The organism is Bradyrhizobium sp. STM 3561 (assembly GCF_045571455.1).
GTDB lineage: Bacteria > Pseudomonadota > Alphaproteobacteria > Rhizobiales > Xanthobacteraceae > Bradyrhizobium > Bradyrhizobium vignae.
In genome coordinates this window covers 1-11,557 of the sequence record NZ_CP120695.1, presented here as the reverse complement: position 1 = coordinate 11,557, position 11,557 = coordinate 1, and the positions used below count along the sequence as shown (strand labels likewise).

The window sequence follows — 11,557 nt, the reverse complement described above, 5'->3', positions numbered from 1 at the left end:
GACGTAAAAATGCTCCGCCGCGTGCAGCGGCACTGTCCAATTGACATCGGCCGCTAACGTCCGACTCCACATCCCGGCGCAGATGACGACCTTTTCAGTACCAACGATCCCTTCTGCCGTCTCGACACCGACGATCCGCCCTTTCTCGACCACGATGCGCGTCACTGGCGTGCGTTCCAGTATCTTCGCGCCACCCTGCCGCGCGCCGGTCGCGAACGCGCGCCGTGTCCACCGGATTAGTCTTACCATCGGACGCGATCCATGCCGCGCCCAGCACATCGGCCACATCGAGCAACGGCACACGCTTCTTGGCTTCGGCGGCGTCGATGATCTCGACATCGAGGCCAAAAGAGCGCCCCATCGAGGCACCTCGCCGCAACTCCTCAAGCCGAGCGGGTGTCGCCGCGACTGTGATCGACCCACATTGCCGGAAGCCAGTATGCTGACCCGTCAGCTCTTCGAGCTCGCGGAACAATCCCGCGGTGTACTGGGCCAGCTTCGCCATATTCTCGCTGGCTCGAAGCTGGGTGACGAGCCCCGCGGCATGCCACGTCGTACCGCAGGTCAGCTGATCGCGTTCGAGCAGCAGCACATCGCGATGCCCAAGCCGCGTGAGGTGATAGGCAGTGGACAGGCCAATAATGCCACCGCCGATGACGACGAATTCCGCGTGGGTGGGCAGCTTGCTTTGCATTCCGTGACTCAAAAAATGGTTTCAAGCAGGTCTGAGCGTATCCCAAGGATGAACGAGAGGATGGTGCTCTAAGGGTGGCGACCTGGCGGGTCGTGATATGCGGTTGGGTTGTTGGTTCCGCTGTGAACCTCATGAGCCATCGGACCCAAGCCGAACCCCTTTCCGCAATGGTCGCGCCTGGTGATTCCGGCCGCTTACGAACGAGGCGTGCCCATTGGAGCGCGCAGGCTGTACTGAACTATGCAAAACTTGATCTCCTCCGCGCACATGATCGCGGATTGGTCAGCTGGAAGCGTCGTCTCGCCGAATAGTATCGGGCCGTCGATCAGAATTTCGCTATTGTAGCCGTCCATGAAAGAGAATTCTGCGTCGGATAGGAAAAAGCGGAGGTTTTGCGTCTTCACGCCGGCGGTTGACGCGCGCAACGCCACAAGCTTCTCGTCGGCGAGACACGCGGAAAATTGTTAAGTGCACAGGAAGGGAAATTGCTGACAGGGAGCTCGACACGATAAGCGGCGGATGCTGAGCCGCATGCATCTTTGTCCGACTTGCCCGGTGCTCTCGCAAGGACGCTTGAATCGAACGGCCGTACGCGACCTAAGTTGCCCGCTGCAGATCGACGTGCTCGAGCGCCACTCCCGTGGATGATGGCAAAACGTGCCGGGCCTCGGGATTGAGCACCAACGCCAAGCCTCGCCGAGAAACTGCCGCATTAACTGTGTTTGCGAGCAAATAAGCGACGGTCATGGGCCCAACACCTCCAGGTACCGGAGTTATGTAGCTCGCGCGCGTGCTCGCCTCGGCGAAAGCAACATCCCCACAAGCCTGACCGTTCCAGTCGTATCGATCGATCGATTGATCCCGACATCAATGACAACCACACCTGGTTTAAGCCAATCGCCGCGAACCAGTCCTGCACAACCGGCCGCAGCAACGACAATATCAGCCTTCCTACAGAGGCCCGGCAGGTTTCGCGTCTGCAGCTGCGCACCTGTGACGGTACATCCGGCATCGCCGAGCAAAACTGCCAAAGGTTTTCCGACGATATTCGAGCGACCTATGACGACAACGTCAAGCCCATTTAGGTCGCTCACGACTGTCTTAATCAGATGGGTCACTCCCAGTGGAGTGCAAGGAGCGAGCGCTGGTCGACCCGCGGACAATCGTCCCACGTTGTAGGGATGGAAGCCGTCTACGTCCTTGGCCGGATCGATGGCCTCCAGCACGCGCCAGCGATCGATGTGTCCGGGCAGAGGAAGCTGAACGAGGATGCCATCAATGGAATCGTCATCATTGAGCCGGCCGATCAAATCCAGCAATACGGCTTCATCGACATTGCTTGGCAGCAGGAATTGTTGCGACTTGATGCCTACGGTTTGAGCCTGTTTGGCTTTGGTCTTCACGTAAACCGAACTTGCCGGGTCTTTGCCGACCAGCACCACGGCCAATGCCGGTGTGACGTTGTGCTCGGCCTGGAGCAACGCCACCTCTCGCGTAATGCGAGCGCGAAGGATCTCAGCGATGGCTTTTCCGTCGATTCGGATAGCACTCATGATTATATCTAGAGATGTGATGCGACGGAGCTTGCCGCTGCAACAGCACGCCAAAGGACACGCGGGCCGCATTCTTTCGATCGACCCGCGCGCAACTCATCAGCAGCGGAAAGGCGTCTATATCTTGCGTGTTTGGCGTTGGCTGCGCCACACTGGTCTGCACATTCAAGCGATTGCTGACTCTTTCGCAAGTTCGTCCATGACTTCCTTGGTCGCTTGATAGGCCAGATCAACGATCTCGTCTATCTCAGACTCCGTTACAACAAGAGGCGGAGCAAATCCCAGAATGTCTCCATGCGGCATTGCTCGTACGATGAGTCCACGATCACGAGCAGCCTTGGAAATGCGAGCCCCACCTTGAGCGCAGGGGCAAAGCGCCGTTTGGTCTGACGATCCGCAACGAACTCTATTGCGCCGAGTAAGCCGACGCCTCGGACCTCCCCAACGATCTCCATCTGAGCAAAGCGCTCCTTGAGTCGACGATGGAAGTGGGATCCGACGATCCTCGCGCGGTCGGTTAATCGGTCTTTTTTGACAATGTCGAGAACTACGTTGGCAGCAGCGGCTGCAATCGGATGGCCGGAATAGGTATATCCGTGTGAAAACGCGCCGACACGATCCGCAGCCTCCTCCATAACCGCGTAGACTTTTTCACCGACGATAGCTGCCGAGAGCGGGACGTAGCCGGATGTCAGACCTTTGGCGACCGTCACCAGGTCTGGCTCAATCCCATAGAGCATACTTCCGAAGTCTGCGCCGGTTCGACCAAAGCCACAGATCACCTCGTCGGCGATCAGAAGAATGTCGTAACGCTTGAGGACAGCTTGAATTTCACGCCAGTAGCCGGTGGGAGGCGGTGTAATCCCGCCAGTACCCAGCACCGGCTCGGCAATGAAAGCACCGACCGTTTCCGGCCCCTCTCGCACGATCAGTTGTTCAAGCTCGGCGGCACGCCTGCGGGAAAAGGATTCCTCTGTCTCGCCTGGCTCGGCACCCCAATAATGGTGCGGCGTGCCGGCATGCAAAATGCCCGGAAAGGGAAGGTCCATGTGGTCATGGTAAAAGGGCATGCCGGTCATTGAACCCGAAATGACTGAGCAGCCATGGTATCCTCGCTCGCGAGAGATAATCTTCTTCTTCTTCGGCTGCCCGCGTAGATTATTGTAATACCAGACGAGCTTTGCCTGCGTTTCGTTAGCGTCTGATCCAGATAGCCCGAAGAATACCTTGCTTGGCTTGCCTGGCGCCATTTCTAGGAGACGACCCGAGAGGATCGCCAGCTCTTCGCTCGTGTGGGCCGCATACGTGTGGTAGTAGGCGAGCTTGTAAGCCTGCCGGGCGATCGCCTGCGCCACCTCGGTGCGACCGTAGCCGATATTTACACAATAGAGTCCGGCAAAACCATCGATGTAGCTACGTCCCTGGGCGTCTTGAATGCGAATCCCTTGGCCGCCTGTGACGATCGTAGGATCACCGAGTTTTCCTTGCGCAAAGTCCTTGAGCTGAGTGAAAGGATGCAGAACACTGGAGCGATCGAGCTCAGCGATTGTCTTGATGTCAATCATACCGTTTCTCCTAAGCCGCCAAATCGCCAAAACACACGTATTTCAGCTCCATGTACTCCGCCAAACCGTGCCGCGATCCTTCGCGACCAAGCCCAGATTGCTTCCAACCGCCGAAGGGAATGGGAGGGCCTGTGAACGACGCCGTATTGACGCCGATCATGCCGCACTCGAGTTGCTCGGAAAGTCGCAGCCCTCGACGTAGGCTGTCTGTGTAGACATATCCCGCCAGCCCCATTTCGTTAGCGTTGGCACGGGCGATAACTTCCTCTTCGGAATCGAACGGAAGTACAGCAGCTACCGGCCCAAATGTTTCGTCTTGCGCGATGAGCATCTCTTCCGTGACATCGGCTAGCAACGTCGGAGGTACAAAGTTGGGCCCCAGCGCCGCGCCGTGATGAGTGAAGAGAACCCGCGCGCCCTTCTTTACCGCATCATCGATTTGGACCCTACATTTATTTGCGACCGTTAACTTGGTCATTGGGCCTATCTCAGTTGGTGGGTCTAGACCGTGACCGACTTTGAACTGGGCGATTACGGCGGCAAACTCCTCGACAAAAGCAGGGTAGACGCCTCTTTGGACGTAGATGCGGTTGGCGGCTAAGCAATCCTGACCCGAGGTCGCAAATTTCGCCGCCACTGCACCCCTGACCGCCTTCTTAAGGTCGACATCATCAAAAATCAGGAAGGGGCGTGGCCGCCCAGTTCTAGCGACACCTTTTTGACGGTGTCGGACGCCCCCTCCAGTAGTCGACGCCCCACCTCCGTAGAACCTGTAAACGACAGAGCCCGTATTCTTTTGTCACGCAACAGCGGCGTCGAAAGCTCGATCGGATTGCCGGTAAGCACTTGAAGAACGCCAGGCGGAACCCCGGCTTGTTCAGCCAACCGAGCGACTGCGAGAGCGGAGAGCGGCGTCTCAGGAGCAGGCTTCACGATCATCGGACATCCGGCTGCAAGAGCAGCTCCAGCTTTTCGCGTGATCATGGCGACAGGAAAATTCCATGGAGTGATGGCCGCGGCGACACCAATCGGCTGCATTCGGACGTGAAGCAGACTTTCGGGCTTATGACTGGGGATAGTCTCTCCGTAAGCGCGCTCACCCTCTGCGGCGAACCACTCGAGAAATCCTGCACCGTACGCGACTTCATGGCGCGCTTCGGCGAGCGGCTTGCCCTGCTCGCTCGTCACCAGGATGGCCAACTCTTCCGAATACTCGAGCATCAACGACGCCCAAGACCTAAGAATCGCGCCACGCCTTGCTGGCAGGAGCTCTCGCCACGCGGGAAACGATCGCTCAGCTGCCGCGATCGCCTGGTTCATGTCCGCGGCAGAGCAATGAGCAACATCCGCGATATCTTCGGCCGTCGCCGGATCGGCCACAACATCTCGCTGATCGCCAGAGATCCATCGGCCGTCGACCAACGCCGCCCCCGCCAAGAAATCGCGGCGGTGCAGACGCTGCAGGTGCTTGGTAGCAAGGCCAGCCAAATGCGAACTTTGATGCCGAACGATTTGATGGGCCATTGGCGGGGTCCAAACGCGTCATTTGTTGAAATTGCCTCGGCAATCAGGATACTGATGTCGCGAACTGATTTGCATCGCATTTTCCTGCCGTCGGGAGGATTTCCTGCATGGCACAGGCACTTTGCGGCGAAGCACACCTGAAGGCTGGAGAGAGATCATGAACTACGATCGAATAGATGCCCGGATCTTGGAGATCGTGCAAAAACAACCGCCTAACTTCAGAGGTGATCGGTGAACTGGCCGGGCTTTCTGCGACGGCGTGTCAACGACGGCTGAAGAGGCTCCGCTCGGAAGGCATCATCGAAGCCGATGTCTCAATTGTCTCTCCGAAGGCCGTAGGAAGACCTATTCAAATGCTTGTGCTGGTGAGCCTGGAACGGGAGCGCTCAGATATCATCGACAGGTTCAAGAAGGCGATCAAATCGTCAGTCGAGGTCGTCAATGGATTTTACGTGACGGGCGATTCAGATTTCGTCCTCTACGTTACCGCACACAGCATGGAAGAGTATGAACAGTTCACGCGGCGATTCTTTTATGAGAATGCGGACATTAAGGGCGTCAAGACAATGGTCATTATGGACCGTGTGAAGTCGGGTTTTGCGATTCCGATTGAGGCCCCTGCCGAGGAGTGAGTGCGTTACTCACGAGCGAACTCTGCGTTTGCACACTTTTTATCGCTCACTTGCGCGTAACACCGCAAAACCAGCACGCTCTCATGCGCTCACTGTGGTGTGATGTACGAATTTAGATGAAAAGTATCAAAGAAGATCAAGAGGTCGGGTATTGTATATTGCCTTGTTGCGCGACCCAAACGCGACCTGGTCTTAAAGGACTGAGATATTGTCTACGATGTCCATCCAGAACGTGAGCGGCATTAACTGGCTGGGACGCTTAAAATTTGCGCCGCATCTACGCACTGGGGCCGATGTTTTCACCCAAATGGTGAGGCATCACAGTGGCTTTCTGCCGCTCAGCTTCTCATGCCGAAAGACAGCGTCTGGCGGTCGAGATGGAATCCCCGATTGCGAGGGATGTGTCGACAAGCGTATCGGCCTCATGGGCGCTCCAGAGGCAAACTGTACAAAGTAGACAAGGTTGGAAACGCGCTAAGGCAGCAGCGAGCCGCGAGCACTCGTCGGCCGCTGCGAACCCCGTCAGGATTGATAGGTCGGAAACCAGATTGGAGCTGTGATGAACGATCTGTCCAATGCCCAGGAATTGGCCACGGATCGGATCACTGCTCCGTTACGATTTCCAACATTTCGCCGCATCTGGCTTGCGAGCCTGCTGTCAAATCTTGGTATTTTGATTCAGGGCGTAGGCGCGGCCTGGGCGATGATACAGATGACATCATCGGCCGATAAGGTCGCGCTGGTGCAGACCGCGCTGATGCTGCCGGTCATGTTGATTTCAATGCCGGCCGGTGCGGTCGCCGACATGCATGACCGGCGCATAGTGGCACTCGTGTCGCTGGGTATCACGCTCGCCGCCGCGACTACGCTAGCGATGCTCGCCTGGTTGAGCATGGTCACGCCGAATATTCTGCTTGCACTCTGCTTTACCGTCGGGACCGGCATGGCTCTGATGGGACCCGCTTGGCAAGCCTCGGTAAGCGAACAGGTGCCCTCTGAAGCCGTGCCTGCGGCCGTCGCGCTCAACGGTATTAGTTATAATATCGCACGCAGCGTGGGCCCTGCGATTGGCGGCATCGTCGTTGCTGCCGCGGGCGCGGTGGCTGCGTTCGCGCTCAACGCTCTGCTCTATTTACCCTTGATAGCCGCGCTGTTTCTTTGGAAGCGCATCACTGAACCGCCGACTCTTCCGCCGGAAACGCTTAATCGCGCAATGGTTTCTGGCCTGCGCTACATTATGAATTCGCCGCCGATCAAGATCGTTCTGATCCGCTCCATGGTCATCGGGCTGATCGGAGGCGCGATCATCGCCCTGCTGCCATTAGTGGCTCGTGATCTCTTGCATGGAGGCGCAGAAATATACGGTATGATGGCCAGCGCCTTTGGGCTGGGCGCGGTGATCGGGGCGCTCAACCTCACCGAGGTCCGCAAGCGCATGAGCGGCGAGGCAGCGATCCGTGCTTGCGCTGTGTCGATGGGCGGGGCGATAGCTGGAATGGCGCTCAGCCGCGAGCCAGTTTTGACTGCTATCGCGCTGGTGTTGGCGGGCGCCATGTGGATGATGACATGGTTGCTCTTTAGTGTTGGCGTGCAGCTCTCGGCGCCCCGCTGGGTAGCGGGGCGCTCGTTAGCAGCCCTATCAGGCCGCGAGCTCCGGCGGGATTGCTATCGGCAGTTGGACTTGGGGACACGTGACAGATGCGGCCGGGGTCGACGTGGCTCTCCTAATATCAGCCGCCCTCTTACTTTGTTCGCCGCTGCTTGGGCTTTGGCTGCCCATGCCGCGCATCGACGCGCGAGACGAAGAGCCCGAGATGCTCGACGATCCTAAGGTTCGCCTGCCGCTGACCGGACGCAGCGGACCGCTTGTCGTGGAAATCGAATATCGCGTCCTGCAGGAGAATGCACGCGCCTTCCATAATGTGATGCAAGAGGTCCAGCTATTTCGGCAGCGCAACGGAGCCTATGGCTGGTCCATTGCTCGCGACATTGCAGATCCTGAACTGTGGACAGAGCGATATCATTGCCCAACATGGCTCGATTACTTGCGCCAACGAAACCGCGCGACGCAATCGGAACGTGCGCTGGACCGGCGAGCCAGTGCGTTCCATATAGGTCCTGAGCCCGTACGCGTCCGACGCATGCTAGAGCGCCCGTTCGGCTCGGTACGCTGAAAGCACGAATCCGCGGCGAGGTCTTGCCCGGTGATCACGCCGTGGCTATGTCTGGATACTACACGCGATCGCCTATCACGCGGGTCGCCGTAGGACCGCTAGGCAGTACGCCACGCCAGCCACTTAGTTGCCCGTCGGATGCTGCCCGATGGAAGATCGGTGCGCCCCCTTCGCGAACTCGGACCTACTTGCGTGCCGACTTGGCCTGGTAGGAGAATTTGACGGAAGCGACTTCGCCGCGGTGATTGCCAAATCCGCAAAAGTCCGTGGGTACCGGCGTGCGGATTAGGATCGCCTTATTTGTGATCCCCTTCCGCGTCAAACGGGTACGCGCAGGGGTGAGACGAATTGTGCATCAAGCGATGAGCACGGGTTTCGGCTGGAGAACTTCGTTCTCGGTTACACGATGCGCGATGGCAGATTCTTGCTATTTCGCAACTCCGCCGCCGAGCAGGTCTCGGTACCCGTGATCTGCCATCCATTTTGCTCGCGCCAGGTGACGGTCATCCGCAGTGCGAGCACGCGCCGGTTCGCCATGCGGATCGATATGCAAGTATCCATCCGGGCTAGACCGCGGACAGGAGCTCACCGATCCCAGCGCTTGAGGAGCTCGGGGTCGTCCTTGTGCATCCTGATGAGCTCGGTCAGGTTCTCGATGCCGAAGTCGGTGAACGCCATGACCTGGTCGTCACCTATGCCGTAAACCCAGATGACGCCATCCTCAGTGTCCATTCCGTTGGCCACGTCCCAGAGCCAGTCCTCGTCTTCGCCGAGGTCTTTTGCGACGCGAGCGATGGTGAAGACGGCGTGAACCTTGTTGACGTGCATGGCTACGCCGCCGGGGCGGAGGACCTCGGCGCAGGAGGCGTCCAGTTCCAGGGCAGCAACTCGCGCAGGCGGTTCTGCGGCATGTCGGCGATGCGCGCGAAGACGTCGGCAAGCCAGGCTTTCGGGTCGATGTCGTTGAGACGCGCCGTCATGAGAAGCGTGGCCATCACGGCAGCCCGCTCGGCGCCGCGATCAGAACCGGCGAACAGCCATGCCTTTCTTCCCAGAGCAAAACCGCGCAACGCTCGCTCCGCTGCATTGTTCGTCATGCAGATCCGTCCGTCGTGGACAAGGCGGGCAAAGCCCTCCCAGCGGTTGAGCAGATAGTTGATCGGCTTAATCACGTTGGACGAGCGTGAGAGCCGGGCAGATTCGCTCGGAGCCAAGCCTCAAGGTCGGTCAGCAGTGGCGCGCTTCTCTCCCGGCGGATCTGCAGCCGCTCCTCAGCGCTCAGCCCATAGATGTCGCGCTCGATCTCGAACAATGGTCAATCCGACGAACCGCTTCCAGCGCAATGGGCGAGATCGCGGTCGCCGATCTTCCGCGGCGAGCGTTCTGGGCGATGTCGGCAAGTTCGAAGAACGCCCTCCGTCCATGTGCCCAACAGAAGGCGGGCGTGGCCGGCAACGCCTTGCGTCCGGGATCGAAGAGAGCGTTGAACCCGCTATAGGCATCGGCCTGCAGGATGCCAGCGAAGTTCTGAAGATGCCGCGCGGGATGCTCGCCGCGCCGATCACGTCGAGGCGTAGAACAGCGCCGCCGGTGGATCTCGCCGCCGAATGGCCGATCGTCGCGAACATAGGTCCAAATCCGGCCGGTATCTGCTTTCCCTTTCGCCAGGATCGGTATCTTGGTGTCGTCACCGTGGAGCCTGTCGGCGGAGAGCACATAGGCTTCGATCAGTTCAAAGAGCGGCCTGACCGCAAAGGCTCCTGCGCCCACCTGGTCCGCCAGCGTCGAGACCGACAGGTCGATCCCCTCGCATTTGAAGCGCTGGCTCTGTCGGTTCAACGGCTGATGCTGACCAAATTTGTCGTACAGGATCGTCGCCAGAAGCTGCGGTCCGATATAGCCCCGGGCTGTGGCATGGAACGGCGCCGGCGGCTGCGTGATCGCCTCGCAATCCCGACAACTGAACTTCTCCCGGACTGTGTCGATCACCTTGAACCGGCGTGGGATCTCCTCCAGTGTCGAGGTCACGCTTTCGCCGAGCTTCGACAGCCGCGTCGACCCGCAGCAGGGGCATTGCGTCGGAGCCGGCAGGATGACGCGTTCTCGCTCGATGTCGTCGGGGAAGGGCTGACGCACCGGCCGCTTGCGCTCAAACGAACGCACCGTCTGCGTCTTCTCGGCCGCCTTCTCGGCGGCCAGCTCATCCTCGGTCGCCCCCGCCTCGAGTTCCTCAAGCTCTAGCTCCAGCTGATCGAGCAGCCGCGCCGACCGCTCGGAGCGTGCGCCATATATCGTGCGTCGTAGCTTCTCGATCTCGAGCTTGAGGTGGGCAATCAGCGCTTCGGTGCTCGATTGCTTCGCCTGGGCATTGGCCGCTTCAGCAAGCCTGGCTTCCGCCGCAAGCCTGGCGGCGCGCTCGGCCAGGATCATTGCATGCGCGGCGACAAGATCGGGCGGCAGGTCGGCGCTGGAGTCCATAGCCAGATGGAATCACATTCGCGGCCAAACTCAAATAACAAAGTCTCAGCCCACACTGGTCGGACGCCAGGACTCCTGGGGATTGCGCCAGTCGATGCCGGACAACAGATAGCTCATCTGCGCCTGCGAGATCGACACTACGCCGTCCGCCAGCGACGGCCAGACAAAACGACCTCTCTCGAGTTTTTCGTAAACAGGCATGCTCCCTGGCCGTCATGCCAGATCACTTTCAATAGATCGCCTCTGCGTCCGCGGAAGCAGAACAAATGACCACTCAGCGGATCGCGGCGCAGCACCTCTTGCACCTGCAGTGACAATGAGGCGAAGCCTTTACGCATGTCGGTGTGGCCCGTCGCCAGCCACACCCGAACTCCCGTAGGAACCGGAATCATCGCGGATCCAAAACCTCGATGATCCGGCGAAGCGCCTCAACGTCAACGCCCGCATCAACAATGACCCGCCGCCTGCCGGTTAGCTCGATCTCGATCCGACGCTCCGTCGAATGTACGGTCGCGCTCTCCGATGACGCCGCCACCGACGCCGCGGGCACCCCCTCGGCCACAACTGCCCTGACAAAGCCAGCCTCGGATTTGGTCCCCGTCGCCGCGAAGGCTCTTCGCCAGGTCACCAATAGAGAACGCGACAAGCCGTACCGCCGGGCTGTCGCCGCAACCAGGCGCGGCTCGGATAGGCTCTCCAAAACAATCCGCGCCTTCTTCCTCAGACCAACGCCGCCGCCGGCCCGTATCAACCACTTCCAGTCGATCTAACGTACTGATCGTATGGCTGTCCATACGTACAGTTCTCAACCATCAGGCCAGCCCGCCGCAAGGCGCTCCTCCTCGGAGGCTTACATATGCAATACGATCTGAGCCGCTTCTTTCCAATCCGCGACGGCTTCCGCGGCTCATGGACAGGACGGCCTGCCACCGTTTCC

The 11,557-nt window shown here is 59.2% G+C and carries 5 protein-coding genes and 8 pseudogenes; 3 read left to right on the top strand and 10 right to left on the bottom strand.

What is annotated here, in order from left to right; all coding sequences use genetic code 11:
- Positions 1 to 39: 39 nt before the first annotated feature.
- The 5 genes and pseudogenes from P6U28_RS00065 to P6U28_RS00045 form a co-directional block, all read right to left on the bottom strand.
- A pseudogene (locus tag P6U28_RS00065) lies at positions 40 to 694 on the bottom strand (NAD(P)/FAD-dependent oxidoreductase); the annotation flags it as partial.
- A gap of 194 nt (positions 695 to 888) precedes the next feature.
- Positions 889 to 1,125, bottom strand: a complete 237-nt coding sequence (locus P6U28_RS00060; RefSeq protein ID WP_407121276.1) for a hypothetical protein — start codon at positions 1,123 to 1,125, stop codon at positions 889 to 891.
- 166 nt (positions 1,126 to 1,291) lie between these two features.
- Positions 1,292 to 2,247, bottom strand: a pseudogene (folD, locus tag P6U28_RS00055) (bifunctional methylenetetrahydrofolate dehydrogenase/methenyltetrahydrofolate cyclohydrolase FolD).
- A gap of 165 nt (positions 2,248 to 2,412) precedes the next feature.
- Positions 2,413 to 3,812 (bottom strand): annotated as a pseudogene (locus tag P6U28_RS00050) (aminotransferase).
- Positions 3,813 to 3,822: 10 nt separating this feature from the next.
- Positions 3,823 to 5,234: pseudogene (locus P6U28_RS00045) on the bottom strand (NAD-dependent succinate-semialdehyde dehydrogenase).
- Between P6U28_RS00045 and P6U28_RS00040 the strand changes: the two are divergent.
- The 3 genes and pseudogenes from P6U28_RS00040 (at position 5,148) to P6U28_RS00030 (ending at position 8,142) form a co-directional block, all read left to right on the top strand.
- Positions 5,148 to 5,477, top strand: coding sequence for a hypothetical protein (locus P6U28_RS00040; RefSeq protein WP_407123213.1), 330 nt, complete (start codon positions 5,148 to 5,150; stop codon positions 5,475 to 5,477). The pseudogene P6U28_RS00045 and the gene P6U28_RS00040 overlap by 87 nt on opposite strands.
- Positions 5,478 to 5,493: 16 nt before the next feature.
- A pseudogene (locus P6U28_RS00035) lies at positions 5,494 to 5,968 on the top strand (Lrp/AsnC family transcriptional regulator).
- A 559-nt stretch (positions 5,969 to 6,527) separates the two neighbouring features.
- Positions 6,528 to 8,142, top strand: a pseudogene (locus P6U28_RS00030) (MFS transporter).
- Positions 8,143 to 8,541: 399 nt separating this feature from the next.
- On the opposite strand, the gene P6U28_RS00025 reads toward P6U28_RS00030, so the two are convergent.
- From P6U28_RS00025 to P6U28_RS00005, 5 genes and pseudogenes are all read right to left on the bottom strand, one after another.
- A complete protein-coding gene (locus P6U28_RS00025; RefSeq protein WP_407121195.1) occupies positions 8,542 to 8,679 on the bottom strand; it encodes a hypothetical protein in 138 nt (45 codons plus the stop codon).
- Between the two features lie 48 nt (positions 8,680 to 8,727).
- Positions 8,728 to 8,970: a hypothetical protein gene (locus P6U28_RS00020; RefSeq protein WP_209296668.1), complete on the bottom strand. Its 243-nt coding sequence runs from the start codon at positions 8,968 to 8,970 to the stop codon at positions 8,728 to 8,730.
- A gap of 2 nt (positions 8,971 to 8,972) precedes the next feature.
- Positions 8,973 to 10,620, bottom strand: a pseudogene (tnpC, locus tag P6U28_RS00015) (IS66 family transposase).
- Between the two features lie 45 nt (positions 10,621 to 10,665).
- Positions 10,666 to 10,958: pseudogene (gene tnpB / locus P6U28_RS00010) on the bottom strand (IS66 family insertion sequence element accessory protein TnpB).
- Between the two features lie 50 nt (positions 10,959 to 11,008).
- Complete coding sequence (locus tag P6U28_RS00005; protein WP_407123173.1) at positions 11,009 to 11,320, bottom strand: IS66 family insertion sequence element accessory protein TnpB; 312 nt, start codon at positions 11,318 to 11,320, stop codon at positions 11,009 to 11,011.
- Between the last annotated feature and the right edge of the window lie 237 nt (positions 11,321 to 11,557).

What these genes read in the sequence shown, in the direction of transcription:
- P6U28_RS00025 (WP_407121195.1), bottom strand. Translation starts at nt 8,679, where the DNA reads ATGGCGAACCGGCGCGTGCTCGCACTGCGGATGACCGTCACCTGGCGC.
- P6U28_RS00040 (WP_407123213.1), top strand. Translation starts at nt 5,148, where the DNA reads ATGAGCAACATCCGCGATATCTTCGGCCGTCGCCGGATCGGCCACAAC.
- P6U28_RS00020 (WP_209296668.1), bottom strand. Translation starts at nt 8,970, where the DNA reads ATGCACGTCAACAAGGTTCACGCCGTCTTCACCATCGCTCGCGTCGCA.